This is a genomic window from Mucilaginibacter gracilis (assembly GCF_003633615.1).
GTDB lineage: Bacteria > Bacteroidota > Bacteroidia > Sphingobacteriales > Sphingobacteriaceae > Mucilaginibacter > Mucilaginibacter gracilis.
Genome location: NZ_RBKU01000001.1, coordinates 6,633,856 through 6,660,733 on the forward strand (window position 1 = coordinate 6,633,856; position 26,878 = coordinate 6,660,733).

At 43.7% G+C, this 26,878-nt stretch carries 24 protein-coding genes and 1 pseudogene; 13 read left to right on the forward strand and 12 right to left on the reverse strand.

Annotated features, from left to right (window positions below):
- Position 1: 1 nt before the first annotated feature.
- The 4 genes from BDD43_RS29510 to BDD43_RS29525 all read left to right on the forward strand — a co-directional run bounded on the left by BDD43_RS29510 (position 2) and on the right by BDD43_RS29525 (position 6,434).
- Positions 2-1,264 (forward strand): tetratricopeptide repeat protein, encoded by a 1,263-nt coding sequence (locus BDD43_RS29510; RefSeq protein WP_121201799.1) that lies wholly within the window; start codon positions 2-4, stop codon positions 1,262-1,264.
- Positions 1,265-1,296: 32 nt separating this feature from the next.
- Positions 1,297-3,498 carry a tetratricopeptide repeat protein gene (locus BDD43_RS29515; protein ID WP_121201800.1) on the forward strand — a complete coding sequence of 734 codons (2,202 nt, stop codon included), beginning with the start codon at positions 1,297-1,299 and terminating at the stop codon, positions 3,496-3,498.
- 595 nt (positions 3,499-4,093) lie between these two features.
- Positions 4,094-4,381 (forward strand): hypothetical protein, encoded by a 288-nt coding sequence (locus tag BDD43_RS29520; RefSeq protein WP_121201801.1) that lies wholly within the window; start codon positions 4,094-4,096, stop codon positions 4,379-4,381.
- A 91-nt stretch (positions 4,382-4,472) separates the two neighbouring features.
- Positions 4,473-6,434 (forward strand): tetratricopeptide repeat-containing sensor histidine kinase, encoded by a 1,962-nt coding sequence (locus BDD43_RS29525; protein WP_121201802.1) that lies wholly within the window; start codon positions 4,473-4,475, stop codon positions 6,432-6,434.
- Positions 6,435-6,767: 333 nt separating this feature from the next.
- Here BDD43_RS29525 and BDD43_RS29530 read toward each other — a convergent pair whose 3' ends face one another.
- The 3 genes from BDD43_RS29530 to BDD43_RS29535 form a co-directional block, all read right to left on the reverse strand.
- The gene (locus BDD43_RS29530) at positions 6,768-6,986 is read right to left on the reverse strand and encodes a hypothetical protein (RefSeq protein WP_121201803.1); all 219 of its coding nucleotides are present in this window, start codon (positions 6,984-6,986) and stop codon (positions 6,768-6,770) included.
- A gap of 268 nt (positions 6,987-7,254) precedes the next feature.
- A complete protein-coding gene (locus BDD43_RS30945) occupies positions 7,255-7,380 on the reverse strand; it encodes a hypothetical protein (RefSeq protein WP_262707442.1) in 126 nt (41 codons plus the stop codon).
- Between the two features lie 443 nt (positions 7,381-7,823).
- A complete protein-coding gene (locus BDD43_RS29535; RefSeq protein ID WP_121201804.1) occupies positions 7,824-8,135 on the reverse strand; it encodes a hypothetical protein in 312 nt (103 codons plus the stop codon).
- 406 nt (positions 8,136-8,541) lie between these two features.
- On the opposite strand from BDD43_RS29535, the gene BDD43_RS29545 reads away from it, so the two are divergent.
- The 4 genes from BDD43_RS29545 (at position 8,542) to BDD43_RS29560 (ending at position 11,389) form a co-directional block, all read left to right on the forward strand.
- Complete coding sequence (locus BDD43_RS29545; protein ID WP_121201806.1) at positions 8,542-9,297, forward strand: LytR/AlgR family response regulator transcription factor; 756 nt, start codon at positions 8,542-8,544, stop codon at positions 9,295-9,297.
- Between the two features lie 67 nt (positions 9,298-9,364).
- Complete coding sequence (locus tag BDD43_RS29550; protein WP_147425768.1) at positions 9,365-9,577, forward strand: hypothetical protein; 213 nt, start codon at positions 9,365-9,367, stop codon at positions 9,575-9,577.
- Positions 9,578-9,959: 382 nt separating this feature from the next.
- Positions 9,960-10,238 carry a recombinase family protein gene (locus BDD43_RS29555; RefSeq protein ID WP_121201808.1) on the forward strand — a complete coding sequence of 93 codons (279 nt, stop codon included), beginning with the start codon at positions 9,960-9,962 and terminating at the stop codon, positions 10,236-10,238.
- Positions 10,235-11,389, forward strand: coding sequence for a recombinase family protein (locus BDD43_RS29560; RefSeq protein WP_121201809.1), 1,155 nt, complete (start codon positions 10,235-10,237; stop codon positions 11,387-11,389). Before BDD43_RS29555 ends, BDD43_RS29560 begins: the two co-directional genes overlap by 4 nt.
- 491 nt (positions 11,390-11,880) lie before the next feature.
- Here BDD43_RS29560 and BDD43_RS29565 read toward each other — a convergent pair whose 3' ends face one another.
- From BDD43_RS29565 to BDD43_RS29595, 6 genes are all read right to left on the reverse strand, one after another.
- Positions 11,881-12,192, reverse strand: coding sequence for a hypothetical protein (locus tag BDD43_RS29565; protein ID WP_147425769.1), 312 nt, complete (start codon positions 12,190-12,192; stop codon positions 11,881-11,883).
- Positions 12,193-12,517: 325 nt separating this feature from the next.
- Complete coding sequence (locus tag BDD43_RS29575; protein ID WP_121201812.1) at positions 12,518-15,043, reverse strand: KAP family P-loop NTPase fold protein; 2,526 nt, start codon at positions 15,041-15,043, stop codon at positions 12,518-12,520.
- A 71-nt stretch (positions 15,044-15,114) separates the two neighbouring features.
- Positions 15,115-15,510: a helix-turn-helix domain-containing protein gene (locus BDD43_RS29580; protein WP_121201813.1), complete on the reverse strand. Its 396-nt coding sequence runs from the start codon at positions 15,508-15,510 to the stop codon at positions 15,115-15,117.
- Between the two features lie 68 nt (positions 15,511-15,578).
- Positions 15,579-15,914: a hypothetical protein gene (locus BDD43_RS29585; protein ID WP_147425770.1), complete on the reverse strand. Its 336-nt coding sequence runs from the start codon at positions 15,912-15,914 to the stop codon at positions 15,579-15,581.
- Positions 15,915-15,919: 5 nt separating this feature from the next.
- Complete coding sequence (locus tag BDD43_RS29590; protein ID WP_121201815.1) at positions 15,920-17,401, reverse strand: glycoside hydrolase family 2 TIM barrel-domain containing protein; 1,482 nt, start codon at positions 17,399-17,401, stop codon at positions 15,920-15,922.
- Between the two features lie 45 nt (positions 17,402-17,446).
- Positions 17,447-18,579, reverse strand: a protein-coding gene (locus BDD43_RS29595) for an IS630 family transposase (protein ID WP_233276784.1) whose coding sequence is annotated in 2 segments (ribosomal slippage) — positions 17,447-18,150 and positions 18,150-18,579 — 1,134 coding nt in all. Because the reading frame shifts where the segments join, the coding sequence is not laid out codon by codon here.
- A gap of 115 nt (positions 18,580-18,694) precedes the next feature.
- Between BDD43_RS29595 and BDD43_RS29600 the strand changes: the two genes are divergently transcribed.
- From BDD43_RS29600 to BDD43_RS29610, 3 genes are read left to right on the forward strand one after another with little or no spacing between them, the layout of a single operon-like run.
- Positions 18,695-19,456 (forward strand): Mu transposase C-terminal domain-containing protein, encoded by a 762-nt coding sequence (locus BDD43_RS29600; protein WP_147425771.1) that lies wholly within the window; start codon positions 18,695-18,697, stop codon positions 19,454-19,456.
- Positions 19,422-20,315: a TniB family NTP-binding protein gene (locus BDD43_RS29605; protein ID WP_121195520.1), complete on the forward strand. Its 894-nt coding sequence runs from the start codon at positions 19,422-19,424 to the stop codon at positions 20,313-20,315. The genes BDD43_RS29600 and BDD43_RS29605 overlap by 35 nt, the downstream gene beginning before the upstream one ends.
- Complete coding sequence (locus BDD43_RS29610) at positions 20,312-21,568, forward strand: TniQ family protein (RefSeq protein WP_121195521.1); 1,257 nt, start codon at positions 20,312-20,314, stop codon at positions 21,566-21,568. Before BDD43_RS29605 ends, BDD43_RS29610 begins: the two co-directional genes overlap by 4 nt.
- Before the next feature lie 97 nt (positions 21,569-21,665).
- On the opposite strand, the gene BDD43_RS29615 is transcribed toward BDD43_RS29610, so the two are convergent.
- The gene (locus BDD43_RS29615; RefSeq protein WP_147425531.1) at positions 21,666-22,277 is read right to left on the reverse strand and encodes an RNA polymerase sigma factor; all 612 of its coding nucleotides are present in this window, start codon (positions 22,275-22,277) and stop codon (positions 21,666-21,668) included.
- Between the two features lie 506 nt (positions 22,278-22,783).
- Here BDD43_RS29615 and BDD43_RS29625 point away from each other — a divergent pair.
- Entirely contained in the window at positions 22,784-23,347 is a 564-nt protein-coding gene (locus tag BDD43_RS29625) for a hypothetical protein (RefSeq protein ID WP_147425772.1), read from the forward strand.
- Positions 23,348-23,366: 19 nt separating this feature from the next.
- Positions 23,367-24,925, forward strand: a pseudogene (locus BDD43_RS29630) (IS1182 family transposase).
- Between the two features lie 1,089 nt (positions 24,926-26,014).
- Here BDD43_RS29630 and BDD43_RS30325 read toward each other — a convergent pair.
- A complete protein-coding gene (locus BDD43_RS30325; protein ID WP_162847197.1) occupies positions 26,015-26,197 on the reverse strand; it encodes a hypothetical protein in 183 nt (60 codons plus the stop codon).
- A 94-nt stretch (positions 26,198-26,291) separates the two neighbouring features.
- On the reverse strand, positions 26,292-26,878 hold a 587-nt coding region (locus BDD43_RS29640; RefSeq protein ID WP_147425774.1), incomplete at its 5' end, for a carboxypeptidase-like regulatory domain-containing protein.

The following is a 26,878-nucleotide window of genomic DNA, read 5'->3' on the forward strand; positions in this document are numbered from 1 at the left end:
CATGCCCGATAGTTTTTTTGAATTAGCCATGACAAACGCGATGTCGCTTTACCAGCAGGCATCATTAAAAAAAGCTATTGAATATGGCGAGAAGGCCCTAAACATAGCCGAAAAAGCAGGGGACATAACCAATTTTTTAAGGGCATTGGAAATGCTTATGGGCCTTTATTTTGAAACAGGCGACGATGAACAGGTGCTTGACGCAGCGCAAACTATAATAAACGCTTCACTCGTTGTTTTGGATGATGATGCAAGCAACATATTAGGTCAGTCATTTCTCTGCTCTGCCTATACCGGCATAGGCAGGGTAGCCAGAAAACAGCTTGATTTTGAAAAAGCAAGGGAATATTTACTGCAACGCTATAATGTAACATACAATTGGCTTTATAAACCAAGCGACTCGATAAGGCCGCTAAGTCTGAAAAAATTTCTCCACGCTTCATCTTGCGAGCATTTATGCGAAATGTTTATTTTTTTGAATGACAAAGATAACTCCATGATTTACAGTCAGGAATATGCCAATCTAACTACTGAGCTGGTAAAAGAGGATGCCGAATCGGTACAATACCAGCTTCTATACATCATGGCTTTTTACTGCCTGGGGAAAAGTTACTATTTAGCCGACAAATTAGACGAAGCAATGCATAATTTAACGGTAGCGCTATCGGCATCCACAGCCATGGGCCAGGGCTTGCCAAATAGTTTTGAATTTGCAGGCACCCACCTTGTTATACTTGAAACACTTGGCGAGTTTAGTGAAAAACAACAGGATTACGAGAAAGCATTAGGGTATTATAACGAACAGTTTATAATTACTAAAAAATTCCACCTCATCAATAAATTTAACGTTGATACAACGTTTAATCACGGTAATGCCGCCTGCAAACTGGCCGATATTAACATTAAATTGGATAAGCTGGACGATGCCCTACCTTATCTGCAGCAAATTGAAGAAATTTTTACCGTTCTGACAGCGGATCCGAATGCGGGATTATCACACTTCCATGAGCTTTACTATGGTTATGCCACCTTTATTGATTATTATCAAAAAAAGGGTGATTGGACCTTAGCATTGAAATATGCCAATAAGACTGTTCACACACTTGAAAAAATGGTTGAAATGGTGGAGAACGACCCGAATTTCAGGCCGCGATATACCCGGTTGCTCAGGCAATACCTTAACAAGGCTGCCAAAATTTGCGAAACAATGGACGATAAACCCATGGCCCGCAAATTTGAGGCCCGGGCAAATGCGGTAAAATAGTTTTATTCATTTCGTTAAATTTCAAATAATAAATGGACGAATTACGAATCAAGCTGGCTTGTCTGGCCTTGGTATCAAGTACCAGCAAGGCCGAAATTGGGAGGTTAAAACCCGCCTTAGCCGATATTGAAAAGGCATTGAACATTTTTAAACAGCAGGGCGACGAACGTTATCTGCAATGCCTCAACAAAGCAGGCACTATAAACCTTGCACTGGGTAGTTATGAGCGAGCTTTGGCTCAAATTCAGGAATACCATCGGTTAACAAAAAATATTTGGCAACTGGCCGCTACAAACATCAACAGCAAGGAGCAATACGCCATTGCTTGCCATGAACTGGGCAGGGTTTTCGATGCTTTGGGCCGCACAGCCGAGGCCAAAAAAATATTTGTGGAATTTTACGACCTAATAGGCCCCTTGTTTAAATCGGCCAAGCATAGTCTTAATTTCAGGCAGCATTATGCGTTGGCCAACTGCAAACTGGGCGAAATGGCTGTTAAAGAAGGGCGGGTTGATGTTGCAGTATCTTACTTTAAGCAATATTATAAATTAACCAATTTTATAAAGCAAAAACTACCGGTCGATGCTGGTATACTGGAAAGTGTTGGTACAGCCGCCTCAAAGTTAGGCAGCGCCCTTTATAGCCAGGGTCAGTATGCGGCATCACAGCGGTATTTTCAGGAAAGCGTAACACTGTTCGAGGCGCTTAGGGGACAAAATAAAAATAATGTAAGCTATATGGAAAGTTTATCAATAGCTTACGAAAAAATTGGTGTTTACCTGATGGAGCGCCGCAGATGGGATGAGGCCCGGCCTTATATAGAAAAAGATTTACGGCTGATGAAGGAACTGAGCAATCGTAACTCCGGCGACGTTAGCTATATTAATTCCCATTCAATAACCTTAGAGAAGCTGGGGAATATCGACGAGGCTTTACATAAAAACAAGTCTGCTTTACAATATTACAAAGAAAGTTTTCGCCTCATCGCGCAATTAAACCATGATTATCCTGAAAACCCAACTTACCGCTACGGACTGGCCACCGCCTTTGTAAAACAGGGTAACTTATATTATAAAACCGGATCGCTAAAAAAAGCGCTGAGCCTTTATCTTCAAAACTATAAACTGCTCAAAGAACTGACCGTTGATTTCACGCACGATATACAGTATATCAACAGCTTGGGCAAAGCGGCGGACAGGATGGGCCGTGTACTGGAGGAACTGGACGATGCCGCCGCTGGATTTGAATATTATAACGAAGCCTTGGAGCTATCAAAGCAATTATATCAGCAAAACAAAACCGATGTTGATTTTAAACATACCTATTCAATAGCATGTTCAAGACTTGGTACATTGTACCTGGTAACCAATAAACCGGGCGCTGCCTTAAAATATATTCAAATTTATCACCGGCTGAGCCATGAACTATGCGCACATGATCCGGACAACCCCAACTACCTGCATTCGCTTGGTATTGCCTGTTCCAGGCTGGGCAGTATCTATTCCGCATCAGCCAATTATACCGAAGCTATTCTGTCATATCAGGATTGCCAGCATTATGCGGAATTATTGCTCGAAAAAGATGCAAAAAACGATGCTTATTTGAACGGAGTTGGTGTGGCGCATTTGCGCCAGGCCGAAACCTACCTGTTAATGGCCGAAAACGGGAAAGCCTTTGATGAGGCTAAGCAATTTTTGGCGGTAGCGCAAAACCTGCATCAACAATACCCCCGCCATGCAGCTTATGCCCGCAGCTTTAGCAATGCGCTGATTATAAGCGGCGATGCCGCCGCCATACTTAATCAGAATGTTTTAGCTCGGCAAATTTACACCCAGGGAAAAGAGGAATTGTTGAAACTGGTAAAACGCTTTAAAGACGACCTTGAACTTAAAAACCATTTACTGGTAGCATTTAGCCGCCTGGGCGAGCAATATTTTGATGACGACCCCGCATTAGCCTGTACATATTTAGAAGCCCAAACAAAATTTGCCGAACTATTTTTAAAGCAAGTAAAAAAAAACTTCATGATGATGTTTAACATGGCGGTAGGTTATGAAAAGCATGGGCTTTTGCTAGATATGCTCAGCCAGCAAGCCAATGCGGCTGTTTGTATAGAAAAAGCCGCCGGCATTTTTACTGAGCTCAAAAAAAAAAGCGCCGCTGGATGTGGAGGTCATTCGGCATTTCACCAATACACAAGTATGGCTGGGCTTTTATTTTCTGCAAGCTGGTGATGCTAAATGGAAGCACATTTTAAAACAAGTAAAAAAGCAATTGGAATTTTATAGCGAAAAATTCCCGGCCGACCCGCTTTTTAAACAAACGTTGAATGTGTTTTTGTATCAAATTAACGCGCTCGAAATTAAGCTCTGAGTACCATTTTGTCTTGCCCCTTTTGCGGCTTTCTTTTAACAATTTTTAAGGCTTTTGCCATCTTACGCCGACCGGCCCCGTTCCCTTACAGCTTGTTTACAGTTTATTTACAGCATTTAAGTGCATTTGATCTGTATAGCTTCATTGGCACAGTTCCCCCGCCAAAAACACCACTCACACCGCATTGCTTTATTTCTTAAATAACTAATTACCAATTATTTATAAAAAAGAAATAAAAAATAGTGGAAGTTTTTCTTCGTCTGCACATCTGTAAAATACCTTACCCTTTTAACGGTACTTCGTTAGTGTTATCTGTGCACGGATAACAGAGAGTAGTTAACAATAGATTCTTGTTTACCAAAACAGACGAAGCGAAAATCCACATTAGAGAAAGCAAAGATCAATTCTGAGCTGCGGTAACCAAGGTTGCTTTCTTAAACTTTAACACAGTTTAAGATGAAAACATCTAAAACCCAGTTAGCCGGACTGGTATTAATAACCGGCATCACTATGGCAGCAGCGTTTGGTTGCCATAAAGTTACAGAAAAACCTGGTAATAAAGGTTACCAAACGCCAAATGTAATGGATAATTCTGGTGACACTACAGGCCGAACCGGTGATCAGGGTGGTCCACAGTTTCCGCCACACGGCAACAGCAGTATGCTGAGGTTAACAACCAATGGCGATTCGACGGGCGCTGGCGGTTCAGGTGATCAGGGTGGTCCACAATTCCCCCCACATTAATTAAAACAATGTGGCTCTAACAACGGACGGGCATTTTGCCCGTCCGTTGCTTTTTAATATATTACACCAAGTTTTAATCGCCTTATCAAATATGTGTAACCATAAGCTTAGCAGGGGGCTATTTTGCCTGGTATGGATATTTTGCTTTATAAAGGGATATGGTAAACAACCAGACCGCCTGGCCAATTTGTTTAAACAAACTGATAAAGTTTATTTACAACAGCCCGACTCGGCCATCCAAATGGTGACCAGGGCCTACCAGGCCTCCTTAAAATCAAAATCGCTGCTCAAACAGGTAAAGTGCCTTAATTTACTTGCTTATTATGCTTATGATGCCAAAAAAAATGGCCGGGGCGAGCAATACGCCTTATTGGCTGTACGAACTGCGCAGCAGCTGGGAATAGATTCATTAACCGGAGATGCTTATGTTACCCTGGGTAGCATACAATCGGGCACGCTGCAATTGCAAAAAGCTATTCAAAATTACCAAACCGCAGATAAATACTACCGCGGAAACAAAATGCCTCGGCGGCAAGCTATTGTTTTCTATAATTTAGGGTATTGTAATCAGCAACTTGGACAGTTTGCCGAAGCTGAAAAATATTATTTAAAAGCTGCTGACTATAACCAGGAGGCTAATTCATTAAGCAGAAAAGCGGCTGCCCTTGATGCGTTGGGCAGTTGCTTTTCGGCTGTAAATGACAATGAAAGAGCCGTTTTTTACCAACTGCAAGCGTTTGAAATACGAAAGGCGCTAAAAAATGATGCCGCGACAGCTGAGTCAGCCAATAATGTGGGCTATAAGTACGCCCTGTTAAACCAGCCCGATAAAGCAATTCAATATTTAAACCTGGCGATCAGGCTACGGCATAATGCCGATAATAACCAAAATATTCTAACCCTTCAAAACCTGGGCTTGGCCTGGAAATTAAAAGGTAACCTGGTTAAAGCATCGGCACTTATAAAACAATCCTTAACAATTGCCCGCAAATACAATATGCGCAGAGAGCTTGCGCTGGGTTTTGTAGATCTGGCCAACCTATACATCGGCCAGTTAAAGCCAGATTCGGCCCTAAAATATGCTCTGGAGGCCATAAGCATAGCCAAAACCTATAAACTGCCCGAACTAACGCTGAAGGCCCTCGACGCCGAGATTAAGGCCTATACCGGGCAGGGCAGGTATAAAACTGCATTTGGCATTGAAACCGAACGTGACCGCCTGCAAGACAGCCTTTTTAACCTGGCCAAAAGCAAAATTATCAGCAATTTGGAAGTAGCTTACCAAACCCGCGAGCGCCAGCGCGATATTGTCGGCCTTAGGCAGCAAAACCATTTAGCGCAACAAATCAACGTAAAACAACAGCAGTTTATCTGGGTGCTGGTAGCTTCGTCCGGCATATTGCTGGTACTTATTGCAATTATCCTTTATGTTTACCGTCAAAAAATATTAGCTAATCAACGCGTACAGGTTTTATTGCGCGAGCTGCATCATCGGGTAAAAAACAATCTTCAAATACTTAATGGGCTATTTATCATGCAGATAGAAAGCATGGACGATCAGGCAGCCAGGGAAGCTTTGCTCGAAAATCAGGCAAGACTAACCTCAATGAACCTGGTGCATCATAAATTATACAGCGATGATACCAGCACCGCCATTAACATGGCCGAATACCTTACATCGTTAATAAATCATATCGCCCATTCATTCAATACCACCGGTTACCAGGTTGATCTGCAATTAAATATCGCCCCGCTGGTGTTAGAGGCTGATAAGGCGGTTGCTATCGGTCTACTTTTAAATGAGCTGGTAGTCAATAGCTTCAAATACAATTTCACTCAGCGTTCAGGATTTATTAACGTAGAGTTAAAGCAAACTAACAATATGCTGGAGCTGATACTATTTGATAACGGCCCTGGCTGGCAGGACGATGCCAGAAGAAAAAAAGATCCATTCGGCCTTAAAATAATCAACCTGATGGTACAACAGCTTGATGGCAAACTAGAGGTAAGGCATCATGGCGAAACCTGGTACTGTTTGCTGCTGAAGGCTTAACGTAATGTTTCAAAAATAGAGGGCCAGCCAATTATTGGCCAACCCGCACCCACCACCGCCTGTATACTGATGAAATGTTTAGGTTATTTTATAGTTGATATGACCTTTGTAACTCGGCAATTTGTATTTTGTTTCAGCGTCACATCAAAAGTAGGAGCAGCGATCAGGCAGTTTTTTTAATCCGCAAGCTGTTCATCAGCCGTAATTAAAATTTAAAGTTTACACCCACGCTCAAAAACGAAAGCCTTTGATACCCAACTTCGGCAAATAGCCCTATTTTGGTTGCAAAGTAATATTTGACGCCTGCAAAGGCGCCAAAGCCGGCACCACTGGCTACGCTTGTGGCATAGCATCACTGTCGCTTAGGTTTACCACAACATAGCCCAAACTAAGGCCGCCATAAAGGTCGAATTTGCTGTTAATATTAAGCGCGTCATTTAAATGGTAAGAGCCCCTTGCCCCGATATAGGTGGCACTGACCTTATAAATATAGCCATAACCATAGTAGCTTGCCGAATATTTACTACTGGCGTAGGACCTCTGTCCGCCCACGCTGATCTCGTCGATAACGCCTTTTTCAAACGAAATGATGGGCTTAACAGGAAGCGACGAGGAATAGCCACTACCAAAAAACGGACTACCTAAACCAACGCCTATGTTTAACAGGCTGTTGTCTTTTGAAAACGCACTCTCACTTTTTTGGGCAAACGCGCCGATTGTAATAAATGAAACTAAGCAAATTGTGCTAAGGAATTGTTTTTTTATGATTGTTTATTTATATGTGTGAAATTGTTTATTTGCCTTTTAATTCAATCTAACCCTAGCCAAAACCAGCTACTTTAAAAGCCGGGCCAAGCCGGTCGTTAATTTGATTGAGCAGGTCATCGGTACTGCCGTTATGGCTCACATTAGATTGGGGCACGCCTCTTTCAAGCTCCTTTTCCATGGATTTATATAATCTGGTACCAGCAATTATTTTTGCCCACTGAGTAAACGAGGTATAATTCGCGTTTGCCAGAGTAATCTGGGTTTCATTTAGGCCATCCTGCCCGGGTGCCTTTCCTTCCGAAGTATTTTAGAGTTGCAACACATCTTTTTGGGCGGCAATGTATTCCACGGCCAGTCTAATACCTTGTTCACAGGCGTTGGCAACCGCAGGATCGTTGGTTACCGCACTTAGCAGGTTAACACCAAATAGACCGCACGAGGTGCCACCCCCGCCCTACCCTAAACGTTTATGGATTTGATAAGGATCACGCCCCTCGTTTCGGGATAAACGATCTTTATAATGAAACCAATTTTTGCTTTGTTTGAGCCCACATGCAATAAATCCACCCCGATACCTGAATTTTTTATACCGAACTCTGTTATCTCGCCGGTAACAACAACTTATGCACCCAGTTGCTTGCCTTTTTTGGTGCGGTTTTTATTGGTATAAGCTCCCTGGCCATACTTTATCTCGTCATTTATATCCCTGCTGTCTTTTAAAGTACTGAGTACGCGGTAACAATTTACCTGTTGCAATCCATTCGTAAGTATGGCGGCCAGCTTAGCTCCAAAATCGTTTGGCGGATTATTTACATCGGAGGTTACATTAAAGCAGGCAACCGTTAGCCTCACCCTTTTTTGTAGTGGGAGTACCCTGCATTCTTCTTTAATGTTTTCAAAACTTACTTTGGTGTTTTTTTTTGGGCATAGCAATTGGCGGCTATCGCAATCGCTATTATTGATATCAGTGCTTTTTTCATGCTATTGGGCTTGTGTTTTAAGTTCTTAGATAAATCATAGGTGTGGGCCAATGTATTCTCGGTGAAGCCTCTTTTGCCGGATATAGCATAGTTTTGGGTACCTCTGCATGGCAAATGGAAAGTAACGGCCAGCAAAAGCACCAATTTTACTATTTTTGATAAACTGTTTTTTTTTAGTCTTTACAATTTGATATTTATATTTTTTTATTAGCTTGCTAGCTATAAATGTTTGTTTTTCAATTTCTTATTTTAAATTAAGCGGATGCTTGGGCGTAAGGAAAAAATATCTACGGAGGTATTAAATTTCATTACAAATGGCAAAAAACGCATTTCGAACGGATTTTTACATTGCTATATAAATGGATAAACTGAAGATAATAATTGTTGAAGACGAATTAATTATTGCCGAGTCGCTGAAATCCATCCTGATTGGAATGGGTTATGATGTACCTGCTATGTTCCGGTCGGGGAATGAAACGCTGGAAAAGTTCAGATCGGGTTTGGCTGATATAATTATTATGGATATCCAACTAAACGGTAAATTGAATGGCATTGAAACATCAATGGAATTAAGGAAGATAAGCACCGCGCCCATAATTTATGTAACTGATAACCAGGATGAATATTTACGAAAAAAGGCTATTTACGAAACCAATACCGTACAATACGTAACCAAGCCATTTTCGCGTATGGATATCTCCATCGCTATTGATCTGGCCATAAAGGCTCTTAAAAAGCACGATCTGAAACTAAAAAAGGACCATGAAACCTCATACTTGGTAAACGATAGCATTTTTGTAAAGGAAAGTCATGGCTATAAAAAAATACAGATCAAAGATATTTTGTACCTACAGGCCGATAGAAGTTATTGCTCCCTAAGTTACCAGGAAAAAGCATCAACCGAGGCCAAAGAAATTTTGTTTAGTGAAAATCTTAGCTTTTTAGAAGACAGGCTGGCATTTGCAGAAAGTTTGGTACGGGTACACCGGTCGTTTCTGATCAATATAAACCAGGTTTATAAAATTCAGGAAAATCGTTTATGGATTGGCAAAACAGAAATACCAATTGGTAAAACTTATAAGGATAACGTTGATCGAATTTTCAGATTCTTATAAATAACTTTTGACGCTTTGCTATACCGGAGCAGGCACTTGTCGGTACAAGGGAAAGGGTAATCTCATTTTGTTATATCCACAGGCAACAACACAACGTTTAGCTGTCGATAGCCCATATCATAACAGCGATTGGAAGTATCACTTACCAATTTCCGGACTAAATGAGATGGATTTTAATCTAAAGGAAAAGGAATTGATCCAAGAGCAAATCAAATCAAAACAATGGATAGAAGAGGAAAGCCTAGCTTTTGAGGTTTGGCTATCAGGAATTCTTAAATAATAGGATTTAAGGCAAAGTCCATAAAAAAAGTTACCAACAAAGTTGACAACTAGCCTAAAATAGTGGTGCAGACTTTAATTATAACACACCATTTCTTTTATGATTTGAAACGATTGGCAGATTTAGACTTGAATTGAAAATGGTTCAAAAGACGCTTTTAGAAACCAACTTTTTTGATTAAATCCTCTTTTTCCTTGGGGTTTTTAGCATATAAACCAATTTTAAAATCGCTTATTTCTATTTAGTGCAATAGGTCGTAATAATTTTCAATAGCGGTCATTTTAAAGGGTTTAAGGTTTATAATTCTGTAAATATATAGAAAAATACGACGGAAATTTGCCTGAAAAACCTTAAATTGGTAGTGTACTAAAAGGCTAAAAACATGAAAAAAGCAGCATTATATGTGAGGGTGAGCACCGATGAGCAAGCCGAAAAAGGTTACTCCCAACGCAACCAGGAAGAAGTATTACGCAGGTACTGTGAAATAAAAGCTATAGAGGTTGGTAAAGTCTACTACGAAGATCATTCGGCTAAAACATTTAATCGCCCGGTATGGTCGAAAATGCTGGTCGATCTGCGTAAACATCGGGGTCAAACCGACCTGATCCTTTTTACCAAGTGGGATAGGTTTAGTAGAAATAGGGTGATGCTTATTATATGATCAACCTGCTTCACAAATTTGGTATTGAGCCGCAGTCTATTGAGCAACCGCTTGACCTGGAAATACCGGAAAACAAAATGATGCTGGCCTTTTATCTTGCCGCCCCCGAAGTGGAGAATGACCGCCGGGGGCTAAATGTTTTTCATGGTATCAGACGGGCTAAGAAAGAAGGTCGCTGGACATCATCCGCCCTTGTAGGTTATGCTAACCTGATCGCTAACGGACGCAAATATATTGCCCCGAAGGAACCTGTTGCTTCTGCTATGAGAAAGGCATTTAAAGACGCTTCCGAAGGTAAGTTTACGCTGCGGGAGATCTACAGACAGGCAAAAGAAAACGGTATCACCTGCGGTTATAATAACTTCTGCAATATACTGCGCAGTCCGGTCTACTGCGGCAAAATCCCCGTACCCAAGTACAAAGATGAAGAAGCTTTTTTGGCCGGTGGCCAGCACGAGCCTTTAGTTAGTGAAGCCATATTTTACCGGGCACAGGATGTACTTAATGGCAATATCAAAGGAAAAGCGACTTCCATCAAATTATCTTCCGACTACCTGTTATTGAGGGGCTTTTTAGATTGTCCCAAATGCACCCGTAAATTAACGGGTAGCGCATCCAAAGGACAGGCCGGACAGTACTACCATTATTATCACTGTGGCCTCGCCTGTAAATGGCGTATCAAAGCGGAGGGCGTTAATCAGGCTGTAGATAAAGAAACTAAGAAGATCACAATCAAGGAAGAATACGATTTCTTTTACCGGGAATGCATCAGTAAAGGTTTTCGTAGGCATTCCAATAATGGAGAATATAGTCAGAAACACGTGGTTGATCAGATCAAGGCACTGAACGCGCGTATCACCCAGGCCAGGGATCATTTCATGGCAGGGGAGTTCACCCATGCGGATTTCCAGGCGGTTAAATCGCAATGTGAAACGGAGATTAATTCACTTGAAAAAAAGCTGCCCGATATTATTCTATCTACTAAAATGGTCGATCAGAAGTTAACTGGACTTTTATCGAACCTTAAAGTGTTGGTTGACAGGTATAAACATGGTGATTTTGAAATAAAAAGGCGGATAATTAGTTCGATCCATCCCCAAAATATCGGTTTTAGCGGATTAGAACATCGAACTAATCGGATCAACGAATAATAGGATTTAAGGCAAAGTCCATAAAAAAAGTTGCCAACAAAGTTGACAACTTGCCCAAAATAGTGGTGGATACTATACAAATTTCGAACTTTTTCCTATCTGATTTGCGCTTAATCGCCAATTTGGATTTATAAATTATTGAGAAAATTTAGGGAGGCAAGTTAATAGGCATGGTTTTAACTTGTCCCTTTCTATAAAACATTAAAGTGAGAACCAAGCAAGTCATAACTGCCGATAAAGCTACAACACAAATGACCTCTTTACTGACCGCCCCGTTTCTGTTTCTCCCTTCGCTGAATTAGCTGACCATTAAGAGCAGCATGGGGAGTTACAAGGCATGAGCAAGGGGCAAAGTCGCCAGTCATACCTGTGAGGAAAATATGGAAGAGGTTATCGGTGTAGCGTGCGTCGATGCAAATTCTATTTAAAACAGTGCCCCTCGCGGGCGCTGTTTTTCAATTAAACTGACTATTATTATTGGTGTTCCGGTATTACAGATTCAACAATGACGCCTGAGCCAAGCCAGGAACTTCGCAATTGCTGCATTTCGTATTCGTTTGACAGACGAAGAACCAAAGCGACGTGCCGGGGCTGTTGCTGAACAACTCGGCACCGATATCGTTGCTATTCACTGAAGCAAACACGGTTTGGTCATAACCCGGAAGCAGTATCAAATTAAACCGATACAAGCGGCCTGTATTACCCACTGCCGCAGTATTATTAACCGCGCAGCTACCCATAACCAACAAACAAATAAGGCAAAGGCATAGCCAGGGCAATGCCCAAAATCGTTGATTTTTCATGTGTTTCGCTTTTAGTTGACGGGTATTGAAAAGTTTACATCCTCCGGCGGGAGGCACTATTTATCATTACAAACTATGAAGTTTAAACTGCCCTTGACGACAACTTTCCCTTGAATCAACCTGATCTTTTGTTTAAAGATCACCGAATGCTCGAAATAAATTACATTCATATCAAAAGCTTTCTCATACTTGACAGTTGGTTTGGGTTCAGTGACTTTTCCTGTAAACTGGAAACTTTTAACAGGGTTAAATGCAAAAGTAGTTTTAACCGGACCGCCACGACTGAACGTATCGCCGGAGAGGTAAGACTGAAACAGCCTTTGCCCTAATCTTCTTCTTTATTTCTGGCGGCCTTTAGCGCGGTGTTCAGCTCAAATTCCACCCAGCCTTTAAAGTCCTGCGTTTTACAGGCATCAAATAAGGCGAGGTATTCGGCTTTCACGTCAGTGGCCAGCAAAGCATGCCCTGCTACCAGCGCCCGCAGCTCTTCCGGCTCATCGAATATTTCGAGCATGATGGGCTGCAGGAAGTAAATATCCTTATCGCGTATATCGTGCTTGATGGTGTACTTCAGGAACTGGAAGGGGTCATATTCCGGCAGGACGGACTTCATCACCGCAACAATGGGTTTTTCAATGTGCTCATGGTAATGTCCGAGGTCGGGATTGTCAGGCAAGGGCACAAACTCTTTATACTTCGTCCACCAGAACATAAAGACGGCATCTTTGGTCAGCCCGGCCTGTTTCACATGCTCGCTAAAATAATGGGTCTGGAGTTCTACGATCCTTCCCCGGCTCAGCGAAATGTCCTTAACGCCGTCTTTGATATGATAGAGCACTTCATGCTCAAATTGGTAGGGGAACATGGCGCTGGTAAACAAGCTGTCGACAAAGGAACGGTAAGCGGCTTCATCCTTTTTATAAAACTGTTTATCCAAATTATGGTCGTAATTCCAGATCAGGGTGGTGATCGCCTGGTGATCAATCGCGTACCTGCCTTTTTGCGCGATATATTTTGGGCCGAGGTAAAACAGGCTTTTTACCTTCAATTCATAAGCCTTTTTATCTTCCGGTTTTTCCTGCAGGATGCGCCTGTCCAGTTCAGTAAGCAAGTTCTTTTGTTCGCATTCATCGATAAAGCTTTTGATACCCGCAAGGCCACCGTCATGCGCTGCGCGGTAGGTCTTTTCCGACAGCTCCTTGCCGGAAAGCCGGTAGCGGAAATAGCGCTCAAAGAACATCGGGTAGATAATGGCATTCCTGGCTTTTTTGGAACGGTCAAACTTAAAGAACAGGTTATTGAGCAGCCCGCCGATCAGCGCGATATCGGCTTCACTGTAATACTGCTCGCTGCGCAACGTACGCAGGATGAGCGGCAATTCTTCCTTATCTTCGCTATAGATGCGCAGTTCGTAAAATACTTCATGAGAGCTCATCGTAGGAAAGTCACGGATAAAGTCATCCCGGTGCTCATACAGCCGGTCGTAGATCAGCGGGAACCGGAATTTAAGGAGTTCCAGCACGAACAAGTTCTCAAACATTACCTCGGTGCCCAGCAGCTGATAAGTGATCTTAAAATTATTGATGAACTTGATGACATCCCTCGATTGCCGGAATACCCGCTCAAAAGCGAAATTGTACTTGTTGCGAAAGCCGGTGTCCACAATATGGGTTTTGTAGGCATTAAGGTGTTCCGCGGTAATAAACGGTGCCAGGTAAGTCTCCAGCAAATCGAGCAGGTCATCCTTTTCCCGTTTAGGCAGCGGTATTTCCAGCTGGATGATCTTGTCCAAAAAGCTCCCGGCCGCATTGGCATTGACCGATTTGATGGCCTCATCGATGTAACTCCGCTCATAAGCCACCAAATAAAAAATATTGCTGAAGTTGGCGGTGTTGCGGATCAGGCGCAATACTTCCATCACTTCGTCTTTGTACAAACGGTCCAGGTCATCGATGGTAATGACGATCTTCTTGCCCGAGTCTTCCAGCAGCTGGTTGATCCGCTCAAAGTCATCGGTATAGGTCTTCCTGGTGAAGAGGCTGCCGGCAAGACCAGCTTCCCTGAGAAACTTGTTAAAAGAAGAATCCGTCCGGCTCAATTTCCGTGAGTAACCAACGACCAGGTTTGCAATGCGGGGATTAAGCTCATATAGTTTTGCCGACAACTGGTCAAAGAAATCCCTCTGGATATTTGCAGCGCCTTCCGCACTCCAGGGATTAAAGTCCAGTATCTCGGTCTTCGCTGGGTCGAGGTGGCTCTTGATCAGGTTAATAAAAGACGTCTTGCCGCTGCCATACTCGCCCAGGATCCCAATAGCAAATGACCTGCTATTCGGTGTAATACTGATCCGGCGAGCGACTTCGGCCGCCACGGACGAGCGCTGAAAGGTATCCTCGCTGCCGGATTCAATGGCCCGTTCTTCGATAAAGCTTTCCGGCTGCGGTTCATGGCTCGCCACCCTTTTACGCAAAAACAAAGCTATAATTCCCGGGGCGATCAAAGCCGCTGCAACGAAGTCCCAGTTTTTAAGCAGCGGGAAAAGTCCGAAGGACTGGAATTGCCAGTAACCGTCGGACCGCATCAAAGCATATAAAAAGACCGAAATTAACCCTACGACCCTATTGAATTTATTGCTACCATAGTGATATAACCAAATAGCAATACCCACGCAAAGCATGATCAACACACCATTGGCGAATACCGTATTTTCAAACTGCGACAAGAGCGGCTTGACAAGTAATGTATCCAGCACACCGTCCACCGCCCGGCGAAAAAAAAGGAAGAAAGCCAAGCAGCAAAAAAGCCACAAGGCAAAGGGATAATTCTTTTTGAAGGCTATCGGTGGTTTCATAAGATTCAAGTAACCAAGATAGCACAAATATATACCCCACAAGCCTATTGTGCGTAAAAAGGCTATGTCTTTTACATCATACGGGCCTGTTTGCGGAACTCCCGTGGCCGCATTCCCGTCACCCGTTTAAAACAGCGGAAGAAATAGGCCGGGTCGTTCATCCCGAGCTCATACGCGATGTCTTTGGCAGTTAGCGTCGTATGCTTTAACAGCTTCTCTGCCTCTTCATGCAGCCGGTCCTGCAACAGTTCGTAAAGTGTTTTACCCAAATGCGCCCTCGTCAAATTATTGAGCCGTGGAAGGGTCAGGTGCATCTTTCCCGCATAGAACTCCAGATCCCGTTCCTGCCGAAAATGCACTTCGATCAGGTTTTGCAGCGAAATGACCTGCTGCAGATCGGGCGGCGTATACCCTGTATGAAAATATTCAAAAACGGGTGGCGGTTCGCTGTTGTTGTCAGTTAGCATGGCGTTTTCTGATTTTTAAAAGCAGCGCCCCTCGCGGCCGCTGCTCCTACAATTAAACTGGCTATTTATTACTGGTGTTCCGGTAAAACGGATTCTACGACAATGCCGGAGCTAAGCCAGTAGCTGCGGATTTGCTGCATTTCGTATTCGTTTGCCAGGCGCAGCACGAACGCGACATGCCGGGGCTCCTGGTGTACGTTAAACAAATTTGCGCCGAAATCGCTGCTGTTTACCGAGTCGAACAGGGTTTGGTCATAACAGGGCAATAACACAAGGTTAAAGCGGTATTGACGGCTTGAATTATTGCGGGCGTTTGATCTGGTCGATGCACAACTGCTGGCGAGGAACAAACCAACAAGGCAAAGGCATAGCCAGGGCTGTCCCCAAAATCTCTTTGTTTTCATTGTTTTTACTGATGCTGATCTATAGCTTGCTGAAACATAGTCTTCTCATTTTCTGCAATATTTTTGCCGAACTTTTGCAGGTAGGTTGTTGCCGCAGGCACATAATTACCCCAATCCTGTTTATTATAAAAAGCTACTGTTTTAGCTCTTAAAAGGATCTCCTCGGCCGGATCACCATAGGGTTTAACTTTTTCTTCTATGAGTTTCCAATCAGGGTCCGGGCTTGCATTGATCAGCGGCTCCATTTCCCCCTTGTAAATCATATTCATCATTGAAGTCGCAAATTTTCGGGCGCCCTGGATCTTTTTAAATGCAACAGAATCTGCGATTATCAAAGCAAAACCGGGGTCCTGTGTACTTTTGGTAAACTGGATCACAAAACTGTAATCATCTTCATAAAGCGGTGCTTTTAATGTTTTGATATATGCATTCCCCGCTAACTCAGCCCCTGGTTTATCTCCGGCCTGTGTCGCCATCATCGCCATTCTTTTTAGGAAAGCAGCATCACGGTTGCCTTTGATATATTCATCCAGCATGGCGCTGTATTTAACACCCGGTTCGGTAAGGTCGGCATCCTCCGCCGTAACATCAGGTACGTTCGTATTAGCATCCGGATTCAGCTTGCTATGGATTTTCCTTAGTTCTACGAACGGTATTTTAACAACCGACCGATCATAAGTCATCAGGCCATTCTGTTCCCCTTCCACATCAAAGGGTTGGGTGTAGATACTACCAGATAAGCCTTCTGATTGGAATATTTGCAGGTGCTGCTGCATGATGGTATATTTTGCGTTTAACGCAGCTGGCTTTTCCTGGATATAACCCCATGAACTGCCTGTTTGCCATTGGTGATCGGGTATGAATACCCCGATACCGCCGAACTCACCACAAACCTGTGCCTTACCGGGTTGTTTGACGCTCATCATAGGGTCGGGATAAGCATGTACATCAGTCATATCCGCGTTTACATAAGCGTTAGGACTTGGTGAGCGCAGTTGGCCGTTCACATACAAGAGTTCTCCTGTATGGCCGTTAACGATACGGCTGGGATCTGCTTCTTTCATTTCTTTGGTCAGCCTTTCCTGATCGTATTGTCCCCATTTTTCATTGAACAGCACCCACGTGGTAATGCATGGGTAGTTACGCAATTGCTGCATTTCTTCGTGCATCCCTCTTTCGAACTCCTGTTTGCTGCCTTCAGGCAGTTCTTGATTAGGGTTTACCATATCCTGCCAAACCAGCATACCCAATTTGTCCGCCCAATAGTACCACCTTGCAGGTTCAACTTTGATATGTTTCCTGATTGTATTAAAGCCCATGGCTTTAATAGCTTTGATATCAAAGGCTAATGCTTCGTCGGTAGGCGCGGTATACAAGCCATCCGGCCAAAAGCCTTGGTCCAGTGTACCCAAATTGAAGTAGGGTTTGTTATTTAGACAAATCCGGTCTATTCCTTTTTCATCTTTGGCTACACTTATTTTACGCATACCAAAATAGCTTTTAACTTCATCAGCGCCTAATCTAGTGTTATGTTAATCGTGTAATGACGGATAAAGTCTTTTCAGTTTTATTCGCGCATCTTTATTTTCGAACTGCCAGTTAATTTTGCTGTTCTTATTATTTCTGTTGTGTTGCCATGCCGCTACCTCTTCATTGATCTTCAGCATTGTTGAAATATGCCTGTTTAGGCATTGCCCATTCAATACATGCAATTCTATCTCGGCCATATTGAGCCAGCTTCCATGCTTGGGCGTATAAACAAACTCAAACCTATCCCATAGCCTTTTGGCTTCGGCTGGTTCAAATGTCTCGTAAAATGCAGAGGCCGAATGGGTTTTAAAATTGTCCATTACTAAAGTTATTTTTTTCGCTGTCGGGTACCATTCATCTGCTATTCTTTTTACGAATAAAGCCCAGTCCTTTTTGGTTTTAAACGCCGTAATTTCTACAAAGCGCTTGCCCCTCAAAGGCTCGTTGGCCATAAATATATTGACTACCCCATGCCTTATGTACTCGTAATCTACTCTTGCCTCCTGGCCAGGCTTCATGGCTTGAGAGGGCTGCCCTTCTTCTATCAATTGTTTTGGCGACTCATCCATACATACAACCGGAAATTCCTCATCATAAGGTTTTTTGTATACATCCAATACGCGTTCCATATTGGCTACAAATTCGCTGCTTTTTTCCGGTGGTATTACCCAGCCCTTTACTTTCCAAGGCTTAAGTTCGTTTTTTTAAGCACACTTCTTACTGTTACATGCGAAATACTTTCTACATATTCCAACTCTACCATTTTATCGGCGAGTAGCCTTAATGACCATTTAGCAAACCCCTCAGGCGGCTCGCTGCAACACAAGGCAACCAGCTTCGCTTCTACATCGCCATCTGATTTTGTTTCATAAACACGGCTGGTGGGGCGACGATCTAAAACACCTTCAAAACCCTCTTCAATAAACTTTTTCTTCACCCGGTCTATCGTTCGCATCCCTACTTTCAGGACTTTGCTGATCTGTTCATTTGTTATTTTCTCCGCATATTCCCCTTCATCACAATTCAATAGTATATAGGCTGTCCGGAATGTTTGAGAACTATGGGAGCCCTTGTTGATTATCGAGTATAACTCTCCAACCTCCTCTTTTGTAAGTTTTATCGTATAACGTACCATCTGTAATTTGTTTTACAAATATACGCTTTTATACGTCATATTATATTTAACTTAACACTAGCAGTAAAGGTGTACAGATAGGGATTCGTGGATATACCAATGATATTGACCCCTCTTGCTTGCGCCGAAATGGTGTGGTCTCATTCATCATAATCTCCAGGCAACCTACATCGTAAGCGTTTATCATCAAAAACTGCATAGTGGTATCGGCATGACACCGTTTGCCAAATATATGCATGGCATAATCGGGAATGACCAGCAGATCGGCATTGGACAAAGCGATCCAATTGAAAATGAGCTGAAGTTAAAGCTGGACTTTATGCCGTTCGTGGAAAGGACGGTGCAGCGTTATGGTGTGCAAATTGACCATATCAATTATTACCATGATGTGCTGCGCAAATGGGTGCATGCTTATGAAGACCCGAATGCCAGGCCACGGATACTGCGGAAGTTTGCCTTTAAGCAAGACCCGCGCGACATCAGCGCAATCTACTTTTGGGAACCTGACCTGGAACAATACTTTATGATACCGTACCGGAATACCGGGCATCCGGCAATGACTATTTGGGAACATAAACGGATTATCCGAGACCTGAATGCTCAAGGTATCATGACTGTTAATGAAGATATCATCTTTGATGCATACGACCGCTTAAAAAGAATTGAAGATAATGCAGCTACGTTGACAGCGGTAGCCAAAAGACAAAGGAACCGGGCACGCAAACAGCAGGCGGTAAAGAAAAGCGTGCGTAACCAGTTCAGTGAGGAGGAACCGGAGCCAGTTGAAACCGAATTCAAGTATGACCCTACTATAATCTATCTCCCATTTGAAGACTTAGAACATGATCCTTTTAACCGAAACAAATCCTACAGCTAATGTAAAACATGAACAAGACGAACGTATTGAATATATCCTGTCCGACAGGTGGATAGGTTACCCCAGGGCTAAAAATATATTGCAGACGATGGAAGACCTGATGCACCATCCCCGGACCTTCAGGATGCCAAATATGCTGCTGGTTGCGCCAACCAATAATGGCAAGACCCTATTGCTGCAAAAGTTCTTTGACGCTTATAAACCGGTGATCACGCCGGAAACCAAGCAGATCACTATACCGGTATTGTATGTACAGGCACCGCCGACACCCAACGAAAAGGCGTTTTACGCCAACATCCTTTGCGCTTTGAATGCACCCTTTTCGCCGAATGGCAGCAACGCCATGCTCCAGTTACAGGTCATCCGAATCCTGAAAAAAGTAGAAACCAAGATCCTTATTATTGACGAGATACATCATATCCTCGCAGGCGCTTACCTGAGCCAAAGGGCATTCCTTAACCTGATCAAATACTTATCCAACGAGTTACAGATCGTTATTATCGGTTCAGGCATACGCGACGCGTTTAGCGCTATTAATACAGATAAGCAACTGGCTAACCGTTTTGAACCCGCCGTACTGCCGACCTGGAAACCTGACGGTGAATACTTCCGGCTATTGAGCAGCTTCGAGGCCATGTTCCCGCTAAAAGAACGTTCTAACCTGACCAAAGAAGAGATCGCTATAAAAATACTAAGTATGTCGGGCGGCACCATCGGTGAGATATCGACCATCCTGAAAAAAGCTGCGGTATTGGCGATAAAAAGTGGCAAAGAATGTATCGACCTTTCCCTGCTAACCAAGATCAATTATGTCGGTCCCGCCAACCGGCAGCGCCAATATGAAAGTATGTTGTTATGAGCTTTTCTGTATTCAGCGATAAAAGCCAGTTATTGCCAGCTTTTACAAAACCCTATCCTGATGAAGTATTGAGCAGTTGGCTCACCCGGCTTTCTTTCGATCACGGCCTGACCCAGGCCAGGCTTTTAAAAACGTTATTGACCCGCCGGGAAACCAACAACTGGAATGTTGACCGTTCCTTTAACAAGGAATATATTGAAACATTGGCAGCCTGCACTAATTGCGCAGCCAGCGAGATCAGCAATACCACGTTGCAATATTACGACGGCAAACTTTATGAACCCAAATCAGATGAGATCATACCGGGAATATGGACTCATAAACGATACATCTCCAAAGGACGCCTGTATGATAACGGCAACAGCGAGTTTGGGTTACTCTATTGTCCCGGCTGCTTTAAGGCGTCAGATAAGCCCGTCTACTTTAAAAAACAATGGCGGCTGGCTGTTTCTTTCGTTTGTCCGGATTGCGGTTGTTACCTGAGAGAAACATGCCCGCATTGTAAATCCGGTGGCACTATACATTGCGAGGCATTAGCTAAAGCGATAGATAAAACAGTTGATGAATATTTGTTGACCTGTCACGAATGCGGCGGAAATATCAGCGAAGTTGACTCTGAAAAAGCGCCGGCTCATCTCGTCCGTATGCAAAAAGCTATTTACCAGATCATGGAACGAGGCAACGGAGAAATATCTTCCGTTAGCTACTTCAGCGTGTTGTATCAAATGGTTTGCCTGCTGCTCAGCCGGACTAAAGAAAACAAGCTTCTCGGCTTTATCAAAGACGTGTACGGCCGTCACAGCGTGCCGGAATTGAATCGTCATGAGCACCGGCAGGAGATTCACGAGATACAGATCAAACAGCGGGCAAACCTGTTTTATATGGCCTTTTGGCTACTGGAGAACTGGCCGCACCGCTTTACCAATCTTTGCAATAAACACAGTTTGAAAAACCTTGATGTCCTGGCCTACTTCAGAGGCTGCCCCGGATGGTTCTTGGAAACGATGCTTGAAAACGCTGAATGCCCCAATCGTAACCTTGCACCGGATCACTTTGAAATTGAGGAGTTGGATAAATATACCGTCAGAATGAAAGATGAGCGAATCAATAGGTTCCTTTATGACTTTGACCCGGACGATAACTTCTACTATTACGATAATAATATCAACTCGATGGATCACGGCAGCCACAATTGTTGGCGCAGCAAAATTATCTTTAAGCAGCTACAAGAAATAGAGAGTTGGTATTACTAATAACAACAGTGATATCCGATACCAAACTGTAACATACACTTGGCACAAAAGTGTAACATTATCTCAGCGTATTAACAAAAAAAAAGTTAAAATTTCATTAGAATAGCAAACAAGTCAGCATACCTAATTTGATGCGTAGCTCTTTCAAGGCATTACTTACCTGATTTTTTACTGTTTTTTCAGAAATAGATAACTTTTGCGCAATTTCTTTCCTTGAAAGCTGATGTTTTCTACTCAATTCAAATACTTCGCGCATTTTTTGGGGCAAAAGAGCGATCTCTTTTTCAATTAGCTTAACAAAATCCCTTTCTCTAACCATATAATCTGCCTGAATAGGCTCATCGTTCATAAATTTTTGAAAAGACTCCGCATAGTTTGCTCTTACTTTCTTATGATCGAGTAAATTAAAAAACTTATATCTTACTGCACTATATAAATAAGACGATAAAGAGGTTTGAAACGAAATGGCATGGCGTTTATCCCAAAGATAAAAGAAAACCTCTTGAACAATGTCTTCTGCCTCGCTTTCATCTTTGGTGATCTTACAGGCATAAATATATAGCAGGCCCTGGTAGCGGTCATAAATTTCAGTATACGCACTTTGACTATCATCCTTTAATAAGGATATCAATTCCTGTTCCGTTTGCGATTCAAAATTTGCCACCTTTATTTTAAATAACGAATATAACGATAAATTAACGTTATTCATTCCTTTCAGTTACTTAGAAAACATACAATTAATCTATAATTCCATAGATACTATAGATTAATTATTGCTTTAGCCTTAAGAAGATTGGTGTTTTTGAAATCTGTAGCTTGGAGTGCACAAAAGGCGGAACAAGTGTAAATTTTACGATTTGCCTGTCTTTTTTTTCGATAATAACTAACTGTTAATCTGATAGATAAGAGCAGCTATTTCATTAAGTAGAGTGGTTTGATATTCGTTTCCGTCGAAACGTATTTTTTTACAAAAAATCGAACCATATCTGCCAAAACAGGTTCCTGACTGAATAAATTCAAAATAACTTAAAGGGCACCCCATTTTCCGGAATATTTCCGGTACGCGCCATCCCACCCTTAATAACGAGAATAGGGAACGTTCCCCAAAAATGAAACCGCTCCCACCTACTTAATTTAAAGAATTGATATCCAAACATTATCCCATTTGTAACTTGGGGTCGATAAACCAATTTTCTTAACCTTAACAAAAAACACATGAAAAACTTCTTCAAAAAAAGCATGTTGCTAATTCTCGTATTAACTTGTTTTTCGATGGTAGCATCGGCAACGGATATCTATGCACGGATAGAGATCGAGAACTACAGCCACCTCGTTTATGGCCCTTATTATGATCAATGGGATGAAGGTACAGGCGATCTGGTTGTCCGGTTTTATTCTGATGCGGCGTGCACTACGCCCTACACCCTAACAGCACCGCTTACCGTTTACATCAAATCCTCGTTTGAGGAAAGTTATAACTATACGCTAACCGGCTGGGGAGATACGGGTGAGTGGACCGTGACAGCATCTGCCGGAGATAACCATATTTCAGCAGGTGATGGATACGCGCTGTTCCAGCACCATACGACTTCCTGGCCCACTACTTATTATCCAGGTGAAAATGATAATGATAATATTTTCATCGTGGAGTCTCCGGGAGATGGTTCTTACACCGAGGAGGCAACCGTTAAAATTATTGATCGATCCAGCCCCGGAAGCCATACCAATGAACAAGAGGCTGTCTCAAAAGTGAGGCAGCCTCTTGTTATTTTAGAGTGATTTTTGTTAACTTAAAGGCATGGGAGCGAAAGTAGTTTTTAAGCCATATGACCCTGACCAGTTAACATTTTTACCGTATAAACTGGAGGAGTTAGTACCTGAGGGCCACCCGGTACGCATAGTCAAACAAGTAGTTGACTTGATAGACGTTAAACCGATCAACCGCAAGTATAAAGGCGGCGGGGCATCAAGCTTCCATCCCGCGGCTGATGCTGAAACTGCTGGTGTATGGTTACCTGACCAATACCTATTCATCAAGAAAGCTGGAAGACCAGGCGGCACAGAACGTCCACTTTATGTGGCTGTTGGGGATGAAGAAGCCCGATCACAATACCATAAACCGTTTCCGGAGCGAAAAGCTGTCGGGTATCTTAAAGCAGATCTTCTCTCAGATTGTACTGCTGTTGGCAGAACAGGGTATCGTTTCGCTTAAAGAGACTGTGTTTACCGATGGCACCAAGATCGAATCGGTGGCGAACAAATACACCTTTGTATGGGGCAAAAGCATCAAGAACAGTAAAGAGAAGATCAAAAGCCAGCTGGATGAACTATGGAAGTACGCGCAAGGCCTTGCGGCAGAAGAACTAAAAGATACCACGCCAATATCTTTTGAAGAGATCAACCCTGAAAAAGTAAAAGAAACCATAGCTAAGATCGATGCCGCTTTGAACGACAAGGAAGAAGTAAGCAAGCAGGTCAAACAAAAAGCTGAACTATGCCAGAAAGAACTGGCCTGCAAACCTGGAACGTTATGACCAGCAGGAAAAGCAGTTAGGTATCCGTAACAGCTTTTCAAAAGACCGACCCGGATGCGACTTTTATGCGGATGAAGGAAGACCACATGCTGAACGGGCAGCTTAAACCTGGATATAACCTACAAATATCCACACAAGATCAGTTCATCCTTAACTACAGCCTGCATCAAACCTCTACCGATTATCAGACCCTGCCATCTCACATAGACCAATACGAAGCACTATACAACACACTTCCCCAAGCAGTTGTGGCCGATGCCGGCTACGGTTCAGACGAGAACTACGGCATCTTACAGCAAAAAGGCATCGAAGCCTATATCAAGTACAATACGTTCGACAAAGAACAAAAGGAAGGCATCAAAGCGTTCAGTAATGACAGCCTGCATTACAACGAAGGGGAAAACTACCTGACCTTGCCCGATGGGCCAGCGGATGGCACATATCGGTGAGGTCAAAGAATAACCACATCGGGCCATGTACAGCTGATCAGCCGTTACCAGGCAAAGAATGTATAACTGCCCCATGCGTGGCGTATGCCATAGCGGCAGGGCAACCGGATCGTTGAGGGTGAACCATTCCCCTGAGAAAACAACAAGCAGGAAGCAAAGGAAGATTAAATACAGAACAGGGCATCAAATACCGAAAGCGAAGGCCTGCCGATGTGGAACCGGTATTTGCCCAACTGAAGCTAATCATGGTTCAGGCGCTTTTGCTGAAAGGCATGTCCAAAACCGAGGTCGAAATAGGCCTGTTATCCATCGTCATAACCTCAGAAAGTGGAAGCCTGAGGCTTTTCGCCCCCTTTTTCCAAAAACGCTCTTAGATCGATCAGAAACGAATATTGCACAATAGAGCTTCAGCCCTATAGCACAATCCAATATATTCCATAAAAAACCGCCTCATAATTGCTTATGAGACGGCCTCTTGCCTTTATAACCGTCATTGAATTTGCTGGAATTGATTTCACCTGCGGTTAATGACCGGGTCAAAGCGTTCGCTGATCGGCTGGTTGTTGCCAAGCGGGAAGAGGTCGTATTATACCAGAACAGCCTGTCCTTAGCCAGCCTGCGTACCGGTTTTTAGGTGTTGCTTACTTTTAACTTACCGGCGTTGAGGCAAAGGCACCGAAGCGCAGCTCCAGTCAGATTTTTTTCATAAGCGCGTTCACCGCGCAATACGCCTCGCTGAATTATCTCCGCGGAGCCACGGTAAATCATATTGCCCGAAAAAGGTCGTCAGGTTGGGGAAGTAGCCGAAGTCATCGCGCGGTTATCCGGTTTTTGCTTGTCCAGAACAGGTAACTGCCGCTCCAGTTGATCTTATGCCTTGCTGCCAGGCGGTGTTCGCCTTTGAGCTGGTTTTGCCATAAGCCGTATAGGTGGTGAGGTCATACAACCGCCCGGGCCTTTGCTGTTTTCACCGGTGCCCAGTATTACAACTGGTCAGGTACGGAATAGAGCGCCTGGTAGCTGAGCTTGTTTTAGCGTCGTATAGCCGATTCCGGCCAGACCGCTGAGTTTACATTAATCATAACGCTTACCGGCAAATTGGTCAATTCATATTGGTAGGCTCATAGCCGTCCTGGTCATGCGCACATCCTGCGTTTCCAGGTATTGCGGTAGCCGGCGAAGCGATACGCCGATCCGTTTGTCATCCTTTAAGGGATATATGTCCGTAGGCTGCTTGAAATTAGGCGATACGGGCGGACTGTACCGGTATAAGGCCCAGTTATTCGCGATGTTTTAGCAGAAACCGCACCGGCGGCCACGATGTCCTGGCTGCTTTGCCAGTCCGTGCGCCCGAGCAGTTTCCGGTGATCCGGGATCGCGCCGAAATATTCCTTTTTTTCGATCTTCAGCCCGGTGAAATTTGCCGGTAGTCTTATTGTTATAACTTTCCCCAGCGGTTATCGTCAGGAAATTTCGGTAGGAATGGTCTTGGTTTCCACGCCGACCAGGCCCCCGCCGAACTCTGCGCTGAGATCGGGGGTGATGGTTTTGCTGACCACGACGTTCTCGACCATGTTGGCGGGTATGATATCGAAGGGAATGCTTGCGGTTGAGTTCGGTGCTGGGATGAGCTGCCCGTTCAGCATGGCGCCGTTGTATCGTTCACTCATCCGCGTACGACGACGTATTGTTATCACGGTAGAAAGGCCGCTGATGCGCTTCAGCGTTTCGCCTATGTTCTTATCGGGCGTCCTGGCAATCTGTTCGGCATGTCCCGTCGGTAATACCGGCATTGTTTTTCTGGCGGGCATACAGGCCATCTACCGATGCTTTTTTATAGCTGGAACTGATCACCACTTCGTTCAGTGCGTTGTTCGCAGGTTGGAGGGCGACATCCAGCTGGGTAAGCTTTCCTTCGCTAATAATCAGCTCTGTGATCCGTTTGGTTTGGTAAGACACAAAACTGACTTCCAGGGTATAAGTGCCCGGAACGAGGCTCAACTGGTAGGTACCATCTGTTGCAGATTGAATAGCTTGTCCCGTTTGAATGACCTTGATGGTCGCACCGGGCAGGGGTTCTCCTTTTTCGTCGATCACCTTCCCCAACACCTTGCCCGGTTTCAGGTCTGCCGGCTTTTCATCGATAATGATATAAGTGCCGTACAGCCGGTATTGCAGATGGGTATTCCGCAGGATCTTGCGCAGGGCGTCGCCCGCCATCATGCTTGCGTTGCTGAGCGTGATGCGCTTGCTCTCCTTTTGCAGGGTTTCTTCCGAATAAGAAATACGTACGCCGCTTTTTGTTGCAGCAGCACGAGGCTTTCCTT

Coding starts and splice junctions, on each gene's coding strand:
- BDD43_RS29615 (WP_147425531.1), bottom strand. CDS start 22,277: ATGAATAACGTTAATTTATCGTTATATTCGTTATTTAAAATAAAGGTG.
- BDD43_RS29515 (WP_121201800.1), top strand. CDS start 1,297: ATGGACGAATTACGAATCAAGCTGGCTTGTCTGGCCTTGGTATCAAGT.
- BDD43_RS29560 (WP_121201809.1), top strand. CDS start 10,235: ATGATCAACCTGCTTCACAAATTTGGTATTGAGCCGCAGTCTATTGAG.
- BDD43_RS29585 (WP_147425770.1), bottom strand. CDS start 15,914: ATGAAAACAAAGAGATTTTGGGGACAGCCCTGGCTATGCCTTTGCCTT.
- BDD43_RS29580 (WP_121201813.1), bottom strand. CDS start 15,510: ATGCTAACTGACAACAACAGCGAACCGCCACCCGTTTTTGAATATTTT.
- BDD43_RS30945 (WP_262707442.1), bottom strand. CDS start 7,380: ATGGAAAAGGAGCTTGAAAGAGGCGTGCCCCAATCTAATGTGAGCCAT.
- BDD43_RS30325 (WP_162847197.1), bottom strand. CDS start 26,197: ATGCTGAACGGGCAGCTCATCCCAGCACCGAACTCAACCGCAAGCATT.
- BDD43_RS29555 (WP_121201808.1), top strand. CDS start 9,960: ATGAAAAAAGCAGCATTATATGTGAGGGTGAGCACCGATGAGCAAGCC.
- BDD43_RS29575 (WP_121201812.1), bottom strand. CDS start 15,043: ATGAAACCACCGATAGCCTTCAAAAAGAATTATCCCTTTGCCTTGTGG.
- BDD43_RS29605 (WP_121195520.1), top strand. CDS start 19,422: ATGATCCTTTTAACCGAAACAAATCCTACAGCTAATGTAAAACATGAA.
- BDD43_RS29520 (WP_121201801.1), top strand. CDS start 4,094: ATGAAAACATCTAAAACCCAGTTAGCCGGACTGGTATTAATAACCGGC.
- BDD43_RS29525 (WP_121201802.1), top strand. CDS start 4,473: ATGTGTAACCATAAGCTTAGCAGGGGGCTATTTTGCCTGGTATGGATA.
- BDD43_RS29545 (WP_121201806.1), top strand. CDS start 8,542: ATGGATAAACTGAAGATAATAATTGTTGAAGACGAATTAATTATTGCC.
- BDD43_RS29510 (WP_121201799.1), top strand. CDS start 2: ATGCCCGATAGTTTTTTTGAATTAGCCATGACAAACGCGATGTCGCTT.
- BDD43_RS29565 (WP_147425769.1), bottom strand. CDS start 12,192: ATGAAAAATCAACGATTTTGGGCATTGCCCTGGCTATGCCTTTGCCTT.
- BDD43_RS29590 (WP_121201815.1), bottom strand. CDS start 17,401: ATGCGTAAAATAAGTGTAGCCAAAGATGAAAAAGGAATAGACCGGATT.
- BDD43_RS29625 (WP_147425772.1), top strand. CDS start 22,784: ATGAAAAACTTCTTCAAAAAAAGCATGTTGCTAATTCTCGTATTAACT.
- BDD43_RS29610 (WP_121195521.1), top strand. CDS start 20,312: ATGAGCTTTTCTGTATTCAGCGATAAAAGCCAGTTATTGCCAGCTTTT.